Origin of the sequence: Streptomyces sp. NEAU-sy36, assembly GCF_013423905.1 — a bacterium.
Classification (GTDB): domain Bacteria; phylum Actinomycetota; class Actinomycetes; order Streptomycetales; family Streptomycetaceae; genus Streptomyces; species Streptomyces misionensis.
Genome location: NZ_CP058977.1, coordinates 8190706 through 8208895, shown reverse-complemented (window position 1 = coordinate 8208895; position 18190 = coordinate 8190706). Strand labels below are relative to the sequence as shown.

At 72.0% G+C, this 18190-nt stretch carries 20 protein-coding genes and 1 tRNA gene; 6 read left to right on the top strand and 15 right to left on the bottom strand.

Annotated elements, in window-relative coordinates; all coding sequences use genetic code 11:
• The first annotated feature begins 1 nt into the window (after position 1).
• The 3 genes from HZZ00_RS36185 to HZZ00_RS36175 all read left to right on the top strand — a co-directional run bounded on the left by HZZ00_RS36185 (position 2) and on the right by HZZ00_RS36175 (position 4379).
• Positions 2 to 1303, top strand: coding sequence for a bifunctional glycosyltransferase family 2/GtrA family protein (locus HZZ00_RS36185; protein ID WP_180330224.1), 1302 nt, complete (start codon positions 2 to 4; stop codon positions 1301 to 1303).
• Positions 1300 to 3468, top strand: a complete 2169-nt coding sequence (locus tag HZZ00_RS36180) for a glycosyltransferase family 39 protein (RefSeq protein WP_180330223.1) — start codon at positions 1300 to 1302, stop codon at positions 3466 to 3468. Before HZZ00_RS36185 ends, HZZ00_RS36180 begins: the two co-directional genes overlap by 4 nt.
• 155 nt (positions 3469 to 3623) lie before the next feature.
• Positions 3624 to 4379, top strand: a complete 756-nt coding sequence (locus HZZ00_RS36175; RefSeq protein WP_180330222.1) for a TetR/AcrR family transcriptional regulator — start codon at positions 3624 to 3626, stop codon at positions 4377 to 4379.
• Between the two features lie 20 nt (positions 4380 to 4399).
• On the opposite strand, the gene HZZ00_RS36170 is transcribed toward HZZ00_RS36175, so the two are convergent.
• On the bottom strand, positions 4400 to 4870 hold the full coding sequence (locus HZZ00_RS36170) for a PPOX class F420-dependent oxidoreductase (RefSeq protein WP_180330221.1): 471 nt from the start codon (positions 4868 to 4870) through the stop codon (positions 4400 to 4402).
• Positions 4871 to 5065: 195 nt separating this feature from the next.
• Here HZZ00_RS36170 and HZZ00_RS36165 point away from each other — a divergent pair, with 195 nt between their 5' ends.
• The gene (locus HZZ00_RS36165; RefSeq protein WP_180330220.1) at positions 5066 to 5791 is read left to right on the top strand and encodes a GAF and ANTAR domain-containing protein; all 726 of its coding nucleotides are present in this window, start codon (positions 5066 to 5068) and stop codon (positions 5789 to 5791) included.
• Positions 5792 to 5840: 49 nt separating this feature from the next.
• Here the strand turns inward: HZZ00_RS36165 and HZZ00_RS36160 are convergent, their stop codons facing one another.
• The 3 genes from HZZ00_RS36160 to HZZ00_RS36150 all read right to left on the bottom strand — a co-directional run bounded on the left by HZZ00_RS36160 (position 5841) and on the right by HZZ00_RS36150 (position 9846).
• Positions 5841 to 6662 carry a YceI family protein gene (locus tag HZZ00_RS36160; RefSeq protein ID WP_180330219.1) on the bottom strand — a complete coding sequence of 274 codons (822 nt, stop codon included), beginning with the start codon at positions 6660 to 6662 and terminating at the stop codon, positions 5841 to 5843.
• 99 nt (positions 6663 to 6761) lie between these two features.
• Entirely contained in the window at positions 6762 to 9338 is a 2577-nt protein-coding gene (locus HZZ00_RS36155; RefSeq protein ID WP_180330218.1) for an MFS transporter, read from the bottom strand.
• 13 nt (positions 9339 to 9351) lie between these two features.
• Positions 9352 to 9846 carry a MarR family winged helix-turn-helix transcriptional regulator gene (locus tag HZZ00_RS36150; RefSeq protein WP_070028763.1) on the bottom strand — a complete coding sequence of 165 codons (495 nt, stop codon included), beginning with the start codon at positions 9844 to 9846 and terminating at the stop codon, positions 9352 to 9354.
• Positions 9847 to 10052: 206 nt separating this feature from the next.
• Here HZZ00_RS36150 and HZZ00_RS36145 point away from each other — a divergent pair, with 206 nt between their 5' ends.
• Positions 10053 to 10250: a hypothetical protein gene (locus tag HZZ00_RS36145; RefSeq protein ID WP_071828728.1), complete on the top strand. Its 198-nt coding sequence runs from the start codon at positions 10053 to 10055 to the stop codon at positions 10248 to 10250.
• Between the two features lie 298 nt (positions 10251 to 10548).
• Here the strand turns inward: HZZ00_RS36145 and HZZ00_RS36140 are convergent, their stop codons facing one another.
• The 8 genes from HZZ00_RS36140 to HZZ00_RS36105 all read right to left on the bottom strand — a co-directional run bounded on the left by HZZ00_RS36140 (position 10549) and on the right by HZZ00_RS36105 (position 15281).
• A complete protein-coding gene (locus tag HZZ00_RS36140; protein WP_180330217.1) occupies positions 10549 to 11463 on the bottom strand; it encodes an RNA polymerase sigma factor SigF in 915 nt (304 codons plus the stop codon).
• Positions 11464 to 11830: 367 nt separating this feature from the next.
• Positions 11831 to 12667 carry an RNA polymerase sigma factor SigF gene (locus HZZ00_RS36135; protein WP_180333850.1) on the bottom strand — a complete coding sequence of 279 codons (837 nt, stop codon included), beginning with the start codon at positions 12665 to 12667 and terminating at the stop codon, positions 11831 to 11833.
• A gap of 189 nt (positions 12668 to 12856) precedes the next feature.
• Positions 12857 to 13150, bottom strand: a complete 294-nt coding sequence (locus HZZ00_RS36130; protein ID WP_180330216.1) for a Dabb family protein — start codon at positions 13148 to 13150, stop codon at positions 12857 to 12859.
• A gap of 10 nt (positions 13151 to 13160) precedes the next feature.
• Entirely contained in the window at positions 13161 to 13340 is a 180-nt protein-coding gene (locus HZZ00_RS36125) for a hypothetical protein (protein ID WP_070028759.1), read from the bottom strand.
• A 178-nt stretch (positions 13341 to 13518) separates the two neighbouring features.
• Positions 13519 to 13603 (bottom strand) — tRNA-Ser (locus HZZ00_RS36120).
• Between the two features lie 45 nt (positions 13604 to 13648).
• Positions 13649 to 14077, bottom strand: coding sequence for a tRNA adenosine(34) deaminase TadA (gene tadA, locus HZZ00_RS36115; protein WP_180333849.1), 429 nt, complete (start codon positions 14075 to 14077; stop codon positions 13649 to 13651).
• A 68-nt stretch (positions 14078 to 14145) separates the two neighbouring features.
• Positions 14146 to 14682 carry a hypothetical protein gene (locus HZZ00_RS36110; protein WP_180333848.1) on the bottom strand — a complete coding sequence of 179 codons (537 nt, stop codon included), beginning with the start codon at positions 14680 to 14682 and terminating at the stop codon, positions 14146 to 14148.
• A gap of 311 nt (positions 14683 to 14993) precedes the next feature.
• Positions 14994 to 15281 (bottom strand): hypothetical protein, encoded by a 288-nt coding sequence (locus HZZ00_RS36105; RefSeq protein ID WP_257586038.1) that lies wholly within the window; start codon positions 15279 to 15281, stop codon positions 14994 to 14996.
• A gap of 170 nt (positions 15282 to 15451) precedes the next feature.
• On the opposite strand from HZZ00_RS36105, the gene upp reads away from it, so the two are divergent.
• Positions 15452 to 16087: a uracil phosphoribosyltransferase gene (gene upp, locus HZZ00_RS36100; RefSeq protein ID WP_070028935.1), complete on the top strand. Its 636-nt coding sequence runs from the start codon at positions 15452 to 15454 to the stop codon at positions 16085 to 16087.
• A gap of 85 nt (positions 16088 to 16172) precedes the next feature.
• Here the strand turns inward: upp and HZZ00_RS36095 are convergent, their stop codons facing one another.
• From HZZ00_RS36095 to HZZ00_RS36085, 3 genes are all read right to left on the bottom strand, one after another.
• Positions 16173 to 16829, bottom strand: coding sequence for a LytR C-terminal domain-containing protein (locus tag HZZ00_RS36095; protein WP_257585568.1), 657 nt, complete (start codon positions 16827 to 16829; stop codon positions 16173 to 16175).
• Between the two features lie 132 nt (positions 16830 to 16961).
• Positions 16962 to 17258 (bottom strand): type II toxin-antitoxin system VapB family antitoxin, encoded by a 297-nt coding sequence (locus HZZ00_RS36090; RefSeq protein ID WP_004943146.1) that lies wholly within the window; start codon positions 17256 to 17258, stop codon positions 16962 to 16964.
• A gap of 209 nt (positions 17259 to 17467) precedes the next feature.
• Positions 17468 to 18163: an HdeD family acid-resistance protein gene (locus HZZ00_RS36085; RefSeq protein ID WP_180330215.1), complete on the bottom strand. Its 696-nt coding sequence runs from the start codon at positions 18161 to 18163 to the stop codon at positions 17468 to 17470.
• Positions 18164 to 18190: the final 27 nt, after the last annotated feature.

The following is an 18190-nucleotide window of genomic DNA, read 5'->3' as shown; positions in this document are numbered from 1 at the left end:
CATGCGAACCGACTCTTCTCCCGACGCGCCCCCCGGCGCCCTGCCGGCCCGGGAGCACCTGCCGGCCTCGGCCGCCGGCCCGGCCGTCCTGGACGTGGTGATCCCCGTCTACAACGAGGAGCAGGACCTCAAGCCGTGCGTCCGCCGGCTGCACGAGCACCTGACGCGCACCTTTCCCTACGCCTTTCGCATCACCATCGCGGACAACGCCTCCACGGACACCACCCCGCTGGTCGCGGCACGGCTCGCGGCCGAGCTGCCCGGGGTGGGCGTCGTACGGCTGGAGCAGAAGGGCCGCGGCCGCGCGCTGCGCACCGTGTGGTCCGCGTCGAAGGCGCCGGTCCTCGCCTACATGGACGTCGATCTGTCCACGGACCTCAACGCCCTGCTGCCGCTGGTCGCGCCGCTGATCTCCGGCCACTCCGACCTCGCGATCGGCTCCCGGCTGGCCCGTTCCTCCCGGGTCGTGCGCGGGCCCAAGCGCGAGCTGATCAGCCGGGCGTACAACCTGATCCTGCGCGGCTCGCTCCACGCCCGCTTCTCGGACGCGCAGTGCGGGTTCAAGGCCATCAGGGGCGACGTCGCGCGGGTGCTGCTGCCCCTGGTGGAGGACAGCGGCTGGTTCTTCGACACCGAGATGCTGGTCCTGGCCGAGCGGGCCGGGCTCAGGATCCACGAGGTGCCGGTCGACTGGGTGGACGACCCGGACTCCACCGTGCACATCGTGCGCACCGCGACCGACGACCTCAAGGGCGTGTGGCGGATCGGCCGGGCGCTCGCCACCGGTTCGCTGCCGCTGGACCGGCTCGCCCGGCCCTTCGGCGACGATCCGCGCGACCGCGAGCTGACCGGCGTACCCGGGGGGCTGGCCCGCCAACTGGTCGGCTTCTGTGTGGTCGGCGTCCTGTCGACCCTCTTCTACCTGCTGCTCTACAGCGGTTTCCGGCAGATCTGCGGGCCGCAGGCCGCCAACGCGCTCGCGCTGCTGGTGTCGGCCGTCGGCAACACGGCCGCCAACCGCCGGCTCACCTTCGGGGTGCGCGGCCGGGGCGGCGCGGTCCGCCACCAGGCCCAGGGCCTGGTGGTCTTCGCCATCGGACTCGCCCTGACCAGCGGTTCCCTGGCCGCCCTCGACGCGGCCGACGGCCACCCCGCGCACTCCACCGAACTGGCGGTCCTCGTCACCGCCAACCTCGCCGCGACCGTCCTGCGGTTCCTGCTCTTCCGCGCCTGGGTCTTCCCCGACCAGCGGCGGCCGTACGACGCCGGCACCGGCACCCACTCCTGCGAAGGGCCCCGATGAGCACCTCCCACGACCGCCCGCTCGACGCGTCCGCGGGGCCGGCCGGCACGGCCCTGCCGGGGCCGCCGCCGGCCGCCGCGCCCCGGCCGCCCCTGCCGCACCGGCTCTGGCGCGGCCGTCCGGAGGACCCCCGCTGGGCACGCCCCGCCCTCCTCGGGCTGCTCGCCGCCACCCTCCTCCTCTACCTGTACGACCTGAGCGCCTCCGGCTACGCCAACTCCTTCTACTCGGCGGCCGTCCAGGCGGGCAGCAAGTCCTGGAAGGCACTGTTCTTCGGCTCGCTGGACGCGGGCAACGCCATCACCGTCGACAAGCCCCCGGCCTCGCTGTGGCCGATGGAACTGTCGGTGCGGCTCTTCGGCCTGAACTCCTGGGCGATCCTCACGCCCGAGGTGCTGATGGGCGTGGCGGCCGTGGCCGTCGTGTACGCCGCGGTGCGCCGCCGGTCCGGCCCCGCGGCCGGTCTGCTCGCAGGCGCCGTGCTCGCGCTCACCCCGGTCGCGGCGCTGATGTTCCGGTTCGACAACCCGGACGCCATGCTGGCCCTGCTGATGTCGGTGGCCTGCCACCTCGTCGTACGGGCGCTGGAGGACGGCCGGACCCGATGGCTGGTGTGGGCCGGGGCCGCGATCGGCCTCGCGTTCCTCGCCAAGACGCTCCAGGCGTTCCTGATCCTGCCGGCGCTCGCGCTGGTGTACGCGGTGTGCGCACCGGTGCCGCTGAAGAAGCGCCTCGGACAACTGTCCGCCGCGGCCGTCGCGTTGGTGGTGTCCGGGGGCTGGTGGGTCGCCGTCGTCGAGCTGTGGCCCGCCTCCTCGCGCCCGTACATCGGCGGCTCGCAGCACAACAGCTTCCTGGAACTGACCTTCGGCTACAACGGGTTCGGCCGGCTCAACGGCGAGGAGACCGGCAGTGTCGGCGGTGGTGGCGCTCCCGGCGGCGGTGGCGGGATGTGGGGGTCGACCGGCTGGGACCGGATGTTCGGCTCCGAGGTCGGCGGCCAGGTCTCCTGGCTGCTGCCCGCCGCGCTGATCCTGCTGGCCGCGGGTCTGGTGGCGACCCGCGGGCGGGGGCGTACGTCGGTCGCCCGCTCCTCGCTCCTGGTCTGGGGCGGGTCCCTGCTGACGACCATGGCGGTGTTCAGCTACATGGCGGGCATCTTCCACCAGTACTACACCGTGGCCCTCGCCCCCTACGCGGCGGCCGTCGTCGGCACGGGCGCCGGGCTGCTGTGGGAGCGGCGCCGCGAGACGTGGGCGGCACTCGCGCTCGCCGCGTCCGCGGTGGCGGCCGCGACCTGGGGGTACGTGCTGCTCGACCGCACGCCCGACTACCTGCCCTGGCTGAAGTGGCCGGTTCTGGTGGGCGGTCTGCTGGCTGCCCTCGGCCTGGTCTTCGCCGGGCGTCTCGTGCGGCGGGCCGCCCTCGGCGCGGCGGCCCTGGCCGTCGTCGCCGCGCTGGCGGGCCCCACCGCCTACACCCTGAGCACGGTGGCCTCCGGGCACGAGGGCTCGATTCCCACGGCGGGCCCGGCGGGCGCGAGCACGATGGGCTTCGGCGGCGGCCGGCCCGGCGGCGGGAAGGGCGGCTTCGGCGGCGGGGGCATGCCGGGGGGACAAGGCGTGCCGGGGAGTCGGGGAAAGCCCGGCGGTCAGGGCATGCCCGGCGGTCAGGGGATGCCCGGTGGCCAGGGCATGCCGGGCGGAGGGAACGGGAACGGGTTCCCCGGTCCCGGCGGCGATCTCGCCGGCGGTTTCCCGGGCGGCGCGCGCACCGGCGAGGGCGGGGGCCCCGGCGGCTTCGGCGGCCTGCTGAACGGCACGGCCGTCGGCTCGGCGGCCAAGGCGCTGCTGGAGAAGGACGCCTCCCGCTACACCTGGGTCGCCGCGTCCATCGGTTCGCAGAACGCGGCCGGCTACCAGCTCGCCACCGGCGACCCGGTCATGGCGATCGGCGGCTTCAACGGCACCGACCCGTCGCCGACGCTCGCCCGGTTCGAGGAGTACGTGGCCGACGGCAGGATCCACTACTTCATCGCCGGCGGCGGCATGGGCGGCGGCAGCGGCACCGGCTCGCAGATCAGCTCCTGGGTCCGGAGCACCTTCAAGGAGGTGACCGTGGGCTCGGCCACCTTCTACGATCTCACCCAGCGCGCGAAGGGCTGAAGCGGAAACGGCGGAGCGGGTCCGCGTCCGGGTGCCGGCGGACATGGTGACGGCACAGGCGCTCGGGCCCGCGCCTCCGCGCCGGCCGGCCCCGGAGCGCGGGCAGCGGGGCCGTGCGGGGCCCCGACCGGCCGGAGACGGAGGAAGGTGTGCCGGTGGCGAAGTCGGCGGGGCGGTCGGCGCGGGACAGCGTGTGGCTGCGGGAGAAGCCGCGGCGCGGCGGGCGCGCCGGGCAGCCCTCCGGACTGGACCGGGAGCGGATCACCGCGGTGTCCGTACGGCTCCTGGACGCCGAGGGCCTGGCCAGGTTCTCCATGCGGCGCCTGGCCGGCGAGCTGAACGTCACCGCGATGTCCCTGTACTGGTACGTCGACACCAAGGACGACCTGTTCGAACTCGCCCTCGACGCGGCCTTCGGCGAACTGCGGCTGCCCGGCGAGGACGACCCGGCCGACTGGCGGGAGCAACTTCGGGCGCTGGCCGCCGAGTACCGGCGGCTGCTGGTGCGTCACCCCTGGCTGTCCCGGCTGGCCGGCCAGTATCTGAACATCGGGCCCCACGCGCTGGACTTCTCCCGCAGCGCGCAGCGCGTCCTCGGCGGCTCCGGGCTGCCCGCGCACCGGGTGATGAGCGCGATCTCGGCCGTCGTCCAGTTCGTCTACGGCTACGGCACGACGGAGGCCCAGTTCATGTCCCGGATCGCCGACAGCGGCCTGACCCCGGACGACTACCGCGAGCAGGCACTGGACTCGGTGCGGCAGGACCCCGGCACCGCGCAGTTCCTCAAGGACTCCGTGCCCCTCATGGACGCCCGTGGCGCTGGCACGGTCGCCGAGCTGATGGACCGTGACTTCACCTTCGCCCTGGACCTGCTGATCGCCGGGATCGAGGTGATGGTCGAACGGGGATGACGGGGGAGCCCCGGCAGACCTCAGTCCCCGCTGACCAGCCGCGCCGGGAAGCCGCCGGTCGCCACCGGCCCCCAGCGCTCGGGCGTGACCCGGATGATCGACTTGCCCTGCTTGAGCATGGCCGCCCGGTACTCGTCCCAGTCGGGGTGCTCACCGGCGATGTTGCGGTAGTACTCGACCAGCGGTTCCACCGAGTCGGGGGAGTCGATCACCTCGGCGGTGCCGTCGATCTGCACCCAGGGGCCGTTCCAGTCGTCGCTGAGCACGACCAGGGCGACCCGCGGGTCCCGCTTGGCGTTGCGGGTCTTGGCCCGCTCCGGGTAGGTCGAGACCACGATCCGGCCGGAGTCGTCCACCCCGCAGGTCAGCGGGGAGGCCTGCGGGGCGCCGTCGGCGCGGCGGGTGATCAGCAGCGCGCGGTGGCGGGGCCGTACGAAGTCCAGCAGTTCGTCCAGGGAGACGCGGGTGTTGGTCGCGATGTTCGGTGCCATGGCCGCAGCCTAGAACGCGGAGCGGTGCGCGAGCCTGACCCTGCTGGGCACAGGCTCGGCGCGCCGGACCGACGTCCGGTGCGGGCGGCACCGGTGCAAGGTCACTTCACCGCAATGGAGCAGCTAAAGTTCTTCTGTCCTGTGCTCGCAGTCGGGAATGTGCTGCGGAGCTCTCCTGCGCATGGCCGTACGGTCATGTCAACCGAGAGGTTCGTGGTGGCCGCGTCCGACTTTCCCGTGTACGACTTTTCCGCGTATGACGTCTCCGCAGCGACCCGTTCCCCGGGCGGTCTCGACCTGGCCGAGGCCCTGACGGCGGCGGCCCGCGAGCTGCACGAGAGTCCCACGCCCGGTGCCACGCTGGACACCGCCGTACGGCTCGCGGTGCGCCTGCTGCCCGGTGCCGAGCACGCCGGGGTCTGCGAGCTGGAGCACGGGGAGGCGCGGCGCGCCCTCGCCTGGACCGACGACCTCGTGCGCGACGCCGAGGTCCCCGAACTGCCGCACTGGGAGCGGCTGTGGACCTCGCCCGTGGTGCGGGTGACGGACAACGGCGGCGCGGACGGCGAGGCTCAGGAGCTGCGCTCGGTGCTCTCCATGCGGCTGCGCGCCGACAAGCGCCGGCTGACCGTGCTGACGGCCTACTCCCGGGAACCGGGTGCCTTCGACGAGACGGCCGCCCGGCTCGGCCGGCTGTTCACCGCGCATGTGAGCCTCGCCCTCAACTCGGTCACCGTGCGCGAGCAGTTGACGGAGGCCATGCACACCCGCGACCTGATCGGACAGGCCACCGGCATCCTGATGGAGCGTCTGGAGATCGACGCCCAGGCGGCCTTCGACAGCCTGGTACGCGCCTCCCAGCGGGAGAACGTCAAACTGCGCGACCTGGCCCGGCGCATCGTGGGCGCGACGGAGAACTGACAGGGGCCCGCCGACCGTGCGACGGTCGGCGGGCCCCTGCGCGGAAGGGTCAGGCCGCGGGCAGGCTGTCCCCCTGCACCGCCTGGATGTCCAGCTGCACCTTCAGCGTGGTGCCGATGGCGGCGATGCCCGCCTGGAGGACCTGGTTGTAGTTCATCGCGAAGTCCTCGCGGTGCAGCTCCGCCGTGGCCCGGAAGGCCGCGCGGGTGCCGCCCCACGGGTCGGCGCCGGTGCCGAGGTAGGCGAGGTCCAGGTCGACCTCGCGGACCACGCCGTGCAGCGACAGCTCGCCGTGCACGGTCCAGCGGTCCGGGCCCACCTGGGTCAGCCCGGTGGACCGGTAGGTGATCTCCGGGTGGGTCTCGACGTCGAGGAAGTCACCGGAGCGCAGGTGCGTGTCGCGCATGCCGTTGCCGGTGTCGATGGACCCGGCCTTGATCACCGCTTCCACCCGGGACTTGGCGACGTCGTCGGGCGCGATCTCGATGGTGCCGCCGAAGTCGGTGAACCGGCCGTGCACGCTGGAGATCCCCAGGTGCTGGGCGACCGCGGCGACCGAGGAGTGCGCCGGGTCGATGGTCCAGGGGCCGGGCGGCGGCAGCTCGGTGCCGCCCTGCCGGGCCAGGGTCACGGCGCCGATCTCGGCCCGTCCGCTCGCGGTGACGATCGCGCTGCAGGCGGCCGGCGCGTAGCCGACGGCCGTCACGATCACGGTGTACGCCCCCGGCGCCAGTTCAGTGGTGTCCCTTACGGCCCCCTCGGCGTCCGCCTCGGCCCGCAACACCTGCGTACCGGTCATGTCGGTCACCGTGACGACCGCGTGCGACACGGCCCACCCGTCCCGCGTACGGATCTTCGCGGTCAGTCCCATCCCGTTTTCTCCCTGCAAAGCCTTACAAATCGGTCGTGAGAAACCGGCCCGTGGCGGGCACCTCCGGTCGGAGCGTGCCCCGCCACGGGCCGGGTGGAACTACTCGCCGGGGTGGGCGAGTTCGATGTCGTGACCGTCGGCCCCGGTGCCGGTGACGGTCAGCGCGGTCGCCACCGGCGGGTAGCCGGTCGCGATGACGGTGTACTCACCGCTGTCCAGGTCGGTGAAGGCGTACGCGCCGTCCTCACCGGTGGTGGCGGTGCCGACCACGTTGCCCGCCTGGTCGACCAGGGTCACCCGGGCGTCGGCCAGCGGACCGTGCGGGGCCCGGACCACGCCCTGGAGCCGGGCGCCGGCGTCGAGGTCGACGTCGATCCGGGTGATGCCGGTGGTGGCCACCTCGACCGGCAGCGCCCGCGGCCGGAAGCCGGCCGCGTTGACGGCCACGGTCACCGGACCGGGCACCAGGTCGGTGAAGGCGAAGTCGCCCTGCTCCCCGGTGGCCGCGGTGGCCAGCAGGTCACCGCGCACATCGGTGACGATCACCATGGCGTCCTTGACCGGCTGCGCGCTCCCGGCGGCCCGCACCACACCGGTCAGCCCGCTGGTGCCGCTGAGCAGGATGTCGTACGACAGCGGTTCCTCGCCCACCACGATGGTGGAGGCCTGCGGCTGGTAGCCGTCGGCGGAGGCGATCAGGACGTACGAGCCGGTGCCGGGGGCGGCCAGCGCGTAGGAGCCGTCGCCCTGGGCGACCGCGCGGCCGAGCTGACGGCCGGCCAGCGAGATCAGGGTGACCGCGGCCTGCGGGACCGGGGCGCTCTCGGCGCCGCGGACGAAGCCGTGCACCGGGGTGCCGTCCCCGCCCGAGCCGGGCTCGGCGACGGTCGCCACGGCGGTCATCGGCGCCGCGGAGGCGGTCGCGGTCGCCAGCGCCTCGGCGGCGCCGACCACCGGAGCGGCTGCGGTCAGGCTGGGTACCTTCTCCTCGGCGGGCTCACCCGGCACGTTCTGCATGGTGGCGTTCTCCATCGTGGTCTCGACGGGCGCGGCGGCCTCGGCCGTCGTCCCGGTCTTCTCCTGCGCGGCCTGGGCCAGCGCGCCGGTCGTCCGCAGCGGGACCTCCTTGATGAAGATCACCAGGATGAAGGCGACCAGGGCGCAGGGCGCCGCATAGAGGAAGACGTCGGCGATGCCGTGACCGTAGGCGCCTTCCAGCCAATGCCGGATCGGCAGGGGCAGGCTGTTCATGTCGGGCAGGTCGCTGCCGCCCATGGCCTTGGCCGCGGCCATCCGGGCCTTCGGGCTCAGTTCGCCGATGGTGCTGGTGGCGTAGTGGGTGATCCGGCCGGACATGACCGAGCCGAGCACACCGACGCCGACCGCGCCACCGAGGGAGCGGAAGAAGCTCACCGTGGAGGAGGCGGAACCGAGGTCCTTCGGGGCGACCTGGTTCTGCGTGGACAGCACCAGGTTCTGCATCATCATGCCGACGCCGATGCCCAGCAGCGCCATGTAGATGGCCAGCTGCCAGTAGGGGGTGTCGTAGCGCATCAGGCCGAGCAGGGCCAGACCGGCCGTGAGCAGCAGACCGCCGGTGACCAGCCAGTTCTTCCAGCGTCCGGTGTTGGAGATGATCCGCCCGGAGACCATGGAGGAGATGAACAGACCACCGATCATCGGGATGGTCATCACGCCGGACATGGTCGGGGACTTGTCCCGCGCCAGCTGGAAGTACTGCGAGAAGAAGACGGTGCCCGAGTACATGCCGACACCGACGAACAGCGAGGCCGCCGAGGCCAGCGAGATCGTGGGGTTGCGGAACAGGCGCAGCGGAATGATCGGCTCGGACGCCTTGGACTCGGTGAGGACGAACAGCAGGCCGAGCACGATGGTGCCGCCCACCATCACGTACGTCTGCCAGGACAGCCACTCGTACTTGTCGTTGGCGAAGGTCACCCAGAGCAGCAGCAGCGAGGCGCCCGCGGTGATGAAGAAGGCGCCGAGCCAGTCGACCTTGACCTTGCGCTTGACGACCGGCAGGTGCAGCGTCTTCTGGAGGACGAGCAGCGCGATCAGCGCGAAGGGGATGCCGACGAACAGGCAGTAGCGCCAGCCGAGCCAGCTGGTGTCGGTGATGACACCGCCGAGCAGCGGACCGCCGACGGTGGCGACGGCGAAGGTGGCGCCGGTGTAGCCGGAGTAGCGCCCGCGCTCGCGCGGGGAGATCATCGCGGCCAGGATGACCTGCACCAGGGCGGACAGACCGCCGGCGCCGAGGCCCTGGATCGCACGGGCGGTGATCAGCATCGCCGGGTTCGGCGCGAGACCGGCGATGACCGAACCGGCCACGTAGATGATCAGGGCTATCTGGACGAGCGCCTTCTTGCTGAACAGGTCGGACAGCTTGCCCCACAGGGGCACCGAGGCGGTCATCGTCAGCAGGGACGCGGTGACGACCCAGGTGTAGGCGGACTGGCCGCCGCCGAGGTCCTTGATGATCGTCGGCAGTGCGTTGGTGACGATCGTCGAGGACAGGATGGCGGCGAACAGGCCGATCAGAAGGCCGGAGAGGGCCTCCATGATCTGCCGGTGGGACATCGGGGCGTCGCCCGCCGAGGAGCCTCCCCCGTGCTTGGCGTGAGCCCGCACACCGGCTGGTGTGGTCGTTGCCATGGGCTTCCTTTACTTACGTGCTTGCGGGTGTACGGGTGGTCTTTTCGACTACGGGGGTGGGCGGCCGGGCCGAGGGCGGCCGGCAGTCGCCGAAGGACGAGCGCAGGCGGGTCATCAACCCGATCAGCTGGCCGACCTCGTCGTCGGTCCAGTCGCTGAGCCGCTCGGCGAGCACCTGCGTGGTGCGCCGGGACAGCTCGTCGAGCTGCTCCAGACCCGCGGGCGTCAGGCGCAGGATGCGCGAGCGCTTGTCCGCCGGGTCCGGGTCCCGTTCGATCCAGCCGCGCGCGGCGACGTGCGCGACATGCCGGCTGGTCACCGACAGATCCACGGCGAGCAGCTCTGCCAGCTTGCTCATGCGCATGTCTCCGTGGCGGCCGAGCAAGGTCAGCACGGCCGCCGAGCCGCCCGGGCAGTCCGTCGGCAGCACCCGCACGAGGTCCCGTTTCACGGCGCCGACGGCGCTGAGCTGACGCGCCAGCTCTTCAAACTGCGCCTGCTCGGCCATCACACCTCCCGTATTCGTTGCTTGGGGCAACCATAAATGGGATTGGTTGCTACAGGCAAATAACTGGGGGGTCTGCCGTGTAAAACCTTGGCAAAGGCAAGCGTTGCGGTCGTGAATATGCAGGTCGGTGCGGGGGGCCTGTCCCCGTCTGTCCCGGTGGCCCCCCACTTGGGCGGCAGGGGCCGTCTTCGCTAAGGTCTCGGGCCATGGCTAACACCCAGGGCCCCCAGGGCAATTACGACCCTGCCGGCAGCACTCAGATGTTCCGCGCGTTCGTCGACGAGGCTCCGCAGGGGCGCCAGCAGCAGGCGGCCGCCCCCTCCGGCCCGCGCATCGGTCTGATCATCGGCGTCGTCGTGGCGCTCGTGGTGGTGGCCGGGGTCGCCTGGCTGGCGCTGAAGTAGGACACCCCTTCCGCAGGGCCCACGGGTCCCGCGGTGATCGGTTTCACCGGACGGAGGCGTCGCGCGTCTCGGTGTACGTGCCCCGGCGGCACGCGCCAGGCGTCGACGCGGACCGTCCAGGTGTGGTCCGGGCGTGCGCCCGGACCGGCGCACGCCTTCAACACCGTCCCCGGACGGACGACGACCGCCGACGCTCCCGCGAGGGCGCGTCGGCGGCCGGCGATCCGGGCGTCGTACGGAGCATCCCGTGGGCGAGGCGCCCGGCCAGGGTGGCGGACGCCTCGTCGAAGGGAAGGGATCAGTCCGAGATCAGACCCTCGCGCAGCTGGGACAGGGTCCGGGTGAGCAGGCGCGAGACGTGCATCTGGGAGATGCCGACCTCCTCGCCGATCTGCGACTGGGTCATGTTGGCGAAGAAGCGCAGCATGATGATCCGCCGCTCCCGGGGCGGGAGTTTGGCCAGCAGCGGCTTGAGGGACTCGCGGTACTCGACGCCCTCCAGGGCGGTGTCCTCGTAGCCGAGCCGGTCGGCCAGGGAGCCCTCGCCGCCGTCGTCCTCCGGGGCCGGGGAGTCCAGCGAGGAGGCGGTGTACGCGTTGCCGACCGCGAGGCCGTCGACCACGTCCTCCTCGGAGACGCCGAGCACGGCGGCCAGTTCGGTGACCGTCGGGGAGCGGTCCAGCTTCTGCGACAGCTCGTCGCTGGCCTTGGTGAGGGCCAGGCGCAGCTCCTGGAGGCGGCGCGGGACCCGCACCGACCAGGAGGTGTCCCGGAAGAAGCGCTTGATCTCGCCGACCACCGTGGGCATCGCGAACGTCGGGAACTCCACGCCCCGTTCGCAGTCGAAGCGGTCGATCGCCTTGATCAGGCCGATGGTGCCGACCTGGACGATGTCCTCCATCGGCTCGTTGCGCGAGCGGAACCGCGCGGCCGCGTAGCGGACCAGCGGCAGGTTCAGTTCGATCAGGGTGTCCCGGACGTAGGCGCGCTCGGGGCTGTTCTCGTCGAGCGCGGCGAGCCGCAGGAACAGGGAGCGGGACAGGGTGCGGGTGTCGATGGCCTCGCCCATGGCGGGGGCGGCCGGGGCCGGCACGGCATCGAGGGCCGTGACGCCCTCGATGCCGTCGAGGACGTCGAGTGCGTCGAGCTCCTTGGGCGCCGCCTCGCTCTTCGCGGGCGTCAGCACCTTCGAGCTGCCCTGTTCTGCGGACATGCCACCCCCTTTGGGTCGCGGGACGGTCGCGGCCGCGTCGTCGGTCGAGAACGCAGCCTTCACCTGAATACCGGAGCCGGGGCTCCGGCAAACGCGTCTCCCGCAGAATGTCACATGTCGGCAACGCGCTGTAGTGACATGTCGACATGAGAGACGCGAATCACCGCTGGAGAAATGGGGTCTGACGGGCAGTCGGGCCGGAAGTGTCGGCAACGGCCCTGGTGAGCGAATCGCTCGCGGCGGTGAGCGCTCGATCTGGTTTGCGATGCAGGGCTGTTCGGGTGTGTGCTTCGGTGCGCCCACCATGCTCCCGCCATGTCGTCCGGTATTCGCCCGGAACTCTGTTATACGGCGGAGCGGTTATCGGTTATGCGTCGATGCGGTTCGCCGAGCGCAGTCTCTGGAAGCTGCGGGCGAGCAGGCGCGAGACGTGCATCTGGGAGACACCGAGTTCCGCGCTGATCTGTGACTGGGTCAGATTGCTGTAGTAGCGCAGCAGCAGGATCCGCTGCTCGCGCTCGGGGAGCTGGACGAGGAGGTGGCGGACCAGGTCGCGGTGTTCCACGCCGTCCAGGGCCGGGTCCTCGTAGCCGATGCGGTCCAGCAGCCCCGGCAGCCCGTCGCCCTCCTGCGCGGCCTCCAGGGACGTCGCGTGGTACGAGCGGCCCGCCTCGATGCAGCTGAGCACCTCCTCCTCGCTGATCCGCAGGCGCTCGGCGATCTCGGCGGTGGTGGGGGAGCGGCCGTGCAGTGTGGTCAGGTCCTCGGTGGCACTGTTGACCTGCACCCACAGCTCGTGCAGCCGGCGCGGTACGTGCACGGTGCGGACGTTGTCCCGGAAGTACCGCTTGATCTCGCCGACCACGGTCGGCATGGCGAACGTCGGGAACTGCACGCCCCGGTCCGGGTCGAAGCGGTCGATGGCGTTGATCAGGCCGATGGTGCCGACCTGGATCACGTCCTCCATGGGCTCGTTGCGGGAGCGGAAGCGGGCGGCGGCGTAGCGCACGAGCGGGAGGTTCGCCTCGATCAGCGCTCCCCGTACCCGGTTGTGCTCCGGCGTGCCCGGGGCGAGCTGCTTCAGCTCGGTGAAGAGCACCTGGGTCAGGGCGCGGGTGTCTGCGCCACGGCGCTTCCCGGGGTTCGCAGAGGCGGGGACGGGGGCCTCCTCCTGGGGCGGCGCAGTACTGGCCGACACGGTCAACGCCACCTCTTCGGTCAATCATCCGTCAAAAGCGGTCATAGCATCACAAGACATGTGCACTGTGTGCAAGCACCTGATAACGCCGTGTTGGTTTCAAACATGGGGGAGCCGGGGCGGAAAACGCGTGAAAGCCCCCCGCCAGCGCGGCGGAGGGCTTCGGAGCGGAAGGCGCCCTGGAAGGGCGAGGTGTCAGAACTCGTAGTCCGCGATCACCCACGTGGCGAACTCACGCCACAGGGCGACACCCGCCTGGTGGGCGGGGTGGTCCAGATAGCGCTGGAGGGCCTCGGTGTCCTCGACGGCCGAGTTGATCGCGAAGTCGTAGGCGATCGGCCGGTCGGTGATGTTCCAGGCGCACTCCCAGGCCCGCAGCTCCTCGATCTGCTCGGGGAGCGCCCGGAAGGCCGCCTCGCCCGCCACCACCCGCGGATCGTCGCGCTGCACGCCCTCGTCGAGCTTGAACAGGACCAGGTGGCGGATCATGCGGAGTACCTCAGCTCTTTCCTCCGTTGGCGGCCCAGGTCATGAAGTCACCGATGGCCCTGGCCGCGTTGGATATGCCCTCGAAGCCTATCTGGACGTAGTCGGCCGCCCGGGCGGGGTCCGTGATGATCACGTACAGCACGAAGACCACGAGCGCGTACACCACAATCTTCTTGGCGTTCATCGCCACCGCGGCCTCCCTAGTGTCCGTGTCCATGGCCCGTGAGGCCCCTGTTGCCGGCGGCGAGTGTAACGGTCGTGCCTTTATCGGGGACCAACGGCCCGCCGGGCAAGGGGTTTTGGGCGCCGCGCCCGCGGGGGCGGGAACGCGGAAAGGGCCCCGCCGTGAGACGGGGCCCTTTCGGAAGCGGTAGCGGAGGGATTTGAACCCTCGGTGACTTGCGCCACACTCGCTTTCGAGGCGAGCTCCTTCGGCCGCTCGGACACGCTACCGAGGGAGACCTTACAGCACGGTGGGGCATGGTCAGAAATCGGTGTTCAGCGATCCCGGAAGAAATCCGTGAGAACGGTGGCGCACTCCCCCGCGAGCACGCCCTCGATCACCTCGGGCCGGTGGTTGAGCCGCCGGTCGCGCAGCACGTCCCACAGCGAGCCGGCCGCGCCCGCCTTGTCGTCCCGGGCGCCGTAGACCACCCGGTCCACCCGGGACTGCACCAGGGCGCCCGCGCACATCGTGCACGGCTCCAGGGTGACCACGAGGGTGCAGCCGGTCAGCCGCCACTGCCCGAGCCGCTCGGCGGCCCGCCGGACGGCGAGAACCTCCGCGTGGGCCGTGGGGTCGCCGGTGGCCTCGCGCTCGTTGTGCCCGGTCGCGAGCACCGTGCCGTCCGGCGCCAGCACGACGGCCCCGACGGGGACGTCCCCGCCCCGGACGGCCAGTACGGCCTCGTCCAGGGCGAGTCGCATCGCCTCCCGCCAGCGGTCGCGCACCGGGTCCGGTGCCGGACGCGGGGTGCCCACCGGGTGGCCCGCGGTCAGCGGACGGTCTCCAGCACCTCCGAGGCGCCCAGGGCCTCGGCGATCGAACCGAGCGCGTCATCGGCGTCCAGGGTGCGCAGCTCCTTCTCGCTGATGCCCAGGTCGTCGAGGATCTCGCCGTCGCCGACCGGGCTGTGCGGCACCGCGTCGGACCCGGTGGCCACCTCCTCGTCCTCGACGGCCTCGGACTCGCCGTCCTCCGTGCCGTCGAGGTCCAGGGAGTCCAGGTCGGGGCCGTCGGTGGCGCCGGGTTCCCGGCCCAGCAGCTCGTCGGTGAGCAGCAGCTCACCGTAGGCGCTGCGGGCGGCGGCGGCCGCGTCCGAGACATAGATCCGAGGGTCGTCCTCCCCGTCCACCCGGACGACGCCGAACCAGGCGTCCTCCTGCTCGATCAGGACGAGCACCGTGTCCTCCTCGGGAGAGGCTTCACGGGCCAGGTCGGCCAGATCCGACAGGGTCTCCACATCGTCGAGCTCTGTGTCGCTCGCTTCCCACCCGTCTTCGGTGCGCGCGAGCAGTGCGGCGAAGTACACCGTGACTCTCCCACTGGTCATAGGCGTGCCGGTTGGGGGTCCCCCCGGCGGAGGTTCTTGGGCGGCTCCGAGCCCCACCCACTCGGAATCGTGGCAGAAACTAGGCGTTCAGGGGACGTCTTCGGCTCCCTGTGTCTGGCGGTTTCGAGCGTGCGTCCCCATCGGGTCGCCAGCGGCTTCGTTGCGGCCACCTGCGGATCGTACGCGGCTTTGCCAGGCGCTCACGCACGCCCGCCGCGGAAACTCCGGCACGGGCGACGATCTTCCTCACCCACTTCTTGCCGACCGGTCCCCAGCTCAGGGCACCCGCCCTACCAGCGGAACGTCCGCATCCGCAGCGCGTGGCGGAGCCGGGCCGCCTTGGCGCGTCGCGGCTGCACCCGGGCCCGCAGCGCCCGGGCCTCCGCCAGCTCGCGCAGGAACCGGGCCCGGCGGCGGCGCCGCTCGGCGTCGGTCTCGGGGGCGTCGGGCGCGCTCGTCCCGCGGTCCGCGGCGGCGGGTCCGGCCGTCGTGTCCCCAGGAAAACCGGGGCCGTTTGTCCCCCGCTTGGTGGGGCCGGCCTTCCCCCGCCCGGCGGGGCCGGGCTTCCCCGCCCGCATGACGTCGTCGGGGCCGTACGGCCCCCTCGTTCCGCTCCCGGTCGCGTCGTCGGGCGTCTCAGGCAGGTCAGACACGTCACACCACCCCAGTCCGTCCTTCCCCGTTTTCCCCCGGCCGGCCGGTTTGACGCCAGCGCCGACCGGTCCGGGGCGCAGGTACGGTTATGGGCATGCGTCTCCATGTCGTCGACCACCCCCTGGTCGCTCACAAGCTCACCACGCTGCGCGACCAGCGCACCGACTCCGCCACCTTCCGCCGTCTCGCCGACGAGCTGGTCACCCTGCTCGCCTACGAGGCCACGCGGGACGTGCGCACCGAGAACGTCGACATCGACACGCCGGTCGCCCGCACCACTGGTGTCAAGCTCGCCCGCCCCCGCCCGCTGGTCGTCCCGATCCTGCGCGCCGGACTCGGCATGCTGGACGGCATGGTCCGGCTGCTGCCGACCGCCGAGGTGGGCTTCCTGGGCATGCTCCGCAACGAGGAGACGCTCCAGCCCTCCGCGTACGCCACGCGGATGCCGGAGGACCTCTCGGGCCGCCAGGTCTACGTCCTCGACCCGATGCTGGCCACGGGCGGCACGCTGGTCGCCTCCATCCGCGAGCTGATCAAGCGCGGCGCCGACGACGTCACCGCCGTGGTGCTGCTGGCCGCCCCCGAGGGCGTCGAGCTGATGGAGCGCGAGCTGGCGGGCACTCCGGTCACGGTGGTCACCGCCGCGGTCGACGACCACCTCAACGAGCAGGGCTACATCGTCCCGGGTCTCGGTGACGCGGGCGACCGGCTGTACGGCGCGGCCGAGTAACCGGCGTCCACGACGCCGTGAGGGGGCAGCCCGGCCGCCGGGGGCCTGATCGGGCGCGGCCGTTGCCCGCCCGAGGAGAAAGGCTTCAGCAACCCTTTTTCGCGGAGCCCGCCGAAGCCGTGGGCGCGGGTGCCGTGAGGACGGTCAGGGCCCGCGCGGCGTCCGCGGGCTTGGCCAGCCCCTTGAAGCCGTCCCCGATGACGAGGTCCAGATCGGCCTTCTTGCGCCCGTCGGCCCGCTGCTCGACGCCCGCGACCTGGGCGCCGAGCACCGGCAGCGAGGTGTGCAGGGCGGCGGCCGGTCCGAGGACCAGCGCCGTGCCCTTCACCTTCTTGTCGTACTCCGCGGTCGCGTTGCCCACGTCACCGATCTTGAAGCCGCGCTTCTTCAGCTCGTCCGCGGTGTCCTTGGCCAGCCCCGAGCGCGTGGTGGCGTTGTAGACGTTGACCGTGATCCGGCCGGGCTGGGGCAGGGGGTTCGCCTGGCGCGCGGACGCGGCCCTGGTCCCGCCGGCCGCGTCCTTCGGCCCGCAGTCCTTCTTCGCGCGGGAGGCGGCCGGATTGCCGCCCGTGAAAACGTCGATGAGCTGGAGCGTGCCCCAGCCGAGCAGGCCGAGCGCGCACACGGAGGCGAGAACGACCACGACCAGCCTGCCCCGCCGTCGAGGCGGGCGCATCCGGGGGTATTTCGCCCCCGTGATCCGGTACTTGCCGCCCATGCCGGGGGGAGTCAGCATGCTCATGAACGCAGCGTAGTGTGCCCGAGCGGCGATGCCTATTAGATGATCAGTCCAGGTCGCCAGTGGAACCCGAAAGGGTCAATCGGCGGGCGCCGCACGGCCGATGAGCGGCCGGCCGCGGGACCGGGCGCCGGGTCAGTCCAGTTCGAGCACGCGCGCGTGCAGCACCTGGCGCTGCTGGAGCGCGGCGCGCACCGCGCGGTGCAGACCGTCCTCCAGGTAGAGGTCGCCCTGCCACTTCACGACATGCGCGAAGAGGTCGCCGTAGAACGTCGAGTCCTCCGCCAGCAGGGTCTCCAGGTCCAGCTGCTGCTTGGTGGTCACGAGCTGATCGAGGCGGACCGGGCGCGGTGCGACGTCCGCCCACTGCCGGGTGCTTTCCCGGCCGTGATCGGGGTACGGCCGGCCGTTTCCGATGCGCTTGAAGATCACACGGAAAGCCTACCGGCCCAGACGTTCCGGGCGCAGCCATGGCGCCCGAGTGCGGCCCTTGAAAAGGTCGAACAAAACGGGTGAACTCGTACCTTTCGGGACGCGGGTTCGGGTCGGTTCCCGCCTCCGCCGGGAACCGCGCCCCCGGCGCGCCGTCCGCCGCGCGCTCGTTGTGCACAGGCTGTGGACCGGGAGCCGGCGGCGGGCCTTCACACGGTCTGCGGCACCTGCCGCGCCCGGTGGCGGATGCGGAACGCGGTGATGATCTCGGTGACGCCGACCACCACCAGCCAGATGCCGCCGACGAGGGTCAGCACCGCGACCGACCGGAAGGGCGAGTCGATCAGCACGATCCCGGCGACGAAGGTGAGGACGCCCAGGAAGGCCTGCCAGCCGCGGGCGGGCATCCGGGGGTCGGAGACCGCGGCCATGGTGTGCGTGACGCCGCGGATCAGCCAGCCGATGCCGATCCACAGCGCGAGCAGCAGGATCGACTGCATGGGCCCGCGGAAGCAGAGCAGCCCGAGCAGGATCGACAGCGCGCCGCTGATGAACGCCAGTACCCGCAGCGAGGTCGCCTGGTGCGTGCCGAAGGCGGCGACCAGCTGGAAGACGCCGCTGACCAGCAGGTAGAGCCCGAACAGGACGCCGGCCACGAGCAGTGAGTGGCCGGGCCAGACCAGGATCAGGATGCCCAGGACCAAGGAGGCGACCCCGGTGACCAGGACCACCTGCCAGGCGGCCCGGGACAGGGCGTGCAGCGGGCCTTCGAGGGGCGGCTCGGGTTCGAGCCGCCCGCGGTGCCCGTGCGGCTCGCGCGCGGCGCCCGGCGGGTGTCCGCCGTGGACGTGCTGGTCGTCGTACTCGCGGCCCCACTCCGGGCCGTGGCTCGATGCCTCGGTCATGCTCCATGCTCGGAACGGCGGGGCGCG

Excerpts from the sequence above, each read along its gene's own strand:
- HZZ00_RS36185 (WP_180330224.1), top strand. The coding sequence starts at position 2 with ATGCGAACCGACTCTTCTCCCGACGCGCCCCCCGGCGCCCTGCCGGCC.
- HZZ00_RS36180 (WP_180330223.1), top strand. The coding sequence starts at position 1,300 with ATGAGCACCTCCCACGACCGCCCGCTCGACGCGTCCGCGGGGCCGGCC.
- HZZ00_RS36170 (WP_180330221.1), bottom strand. The coding sequence starts at position 4,870 with ATGGCACCGAACATCGCGACCAACACCCGCGTCTCCCTGGACGAACTG.
- HZZ00_RS36165 (WP_180330220.1), top strand. The coding sequence starts at position 5,066 with ATGTCAACCGAGAGGTTCGTGGTGGCCGCGTCCGACTTTCCCGTGTAC.
- HZZ00_RS36160 (WP_180330219.1), bottom strand. The coding sequence starts at position 6,662 with ATGGGACTGACCGCGAAGATCCGTACGCGGGACGGGTGGGCCGTGTCG.
- HZZ00_RS36155 (WP_180330218.1), bottom strand. The coding sequence starts at position 9,338 with ATGGCAACGACCACACCAGCCGGTGTGCGGGCTCACGCCAAGCACGGG.
- HZZ00_RS36150 (WP_070028763.1), bottom strand. The coding sequence starts at position 9,846 with ATGGCCGAGCAGGCGCAGTTTGAAGAGCTGGCGCGTCAGCTCAGCGCC.
- HZZ00_RS36145 (WP_071828728.1), top strand. The coding sequence starts at position 10,053 with ATGGCTAACACCCAGGGCCCCCAGGGCAATTACGACCCTGCCGGCAGC.
- HZZ00_RS36140 (WP_180330217.1), bottom strand. The coding sequence starts at position 11,463 with ATGTCCGCAGAACAGGGCAGCTCGAAGGTGCTGACGCCCGCGAAGAGC.
- HZZ00_RS36130 (WP_180330216.1), bottom strand. The coding sequence starts at position 13,150 with ATGATCCGCCACCTGGTCCTGTTCAAGCTCGACGAGGGCGTGCAGCGC.
- tadA (WP_180333849.1), bottom strand. The coding sequence starts at position 14,077 with ATGCGACTCGCCCTGGACGAGGCCGTACTGGCCGTCCGGGGCGGGGAC.
- HZZ00_RS36105 (WP_257586038.1), bottom strand. The coding sequence starts at position 15,281 with ATGCGGGCGGGGAAGCCCGGCCCCGCCGGGCGGGGGAAGGCCGGCCCC.
- upp (WP_070028935.1), top strand. The coding sequence starts at position 15,452 with ATGCGTCTCCATGTCGTCGACCACCCCCTGGTCGCTCACAAGCTCACC.
- HZZ00_RS36095 (WP_257585568.1), bottom strand. The coding sequence starts at position 16,829 with ATGAGCATGCTGACTCCCCCCGGCATGGGCGGCAAGTACCGGATCACG.
- HZZ00_RS36085 (WP_180330215.1), bottom strand. The coding sequence starts at position 18,163 with ATGACCGAGGCATCGAGCCACGGCCCGGAGTGGGGCCGCGAGTACGAC.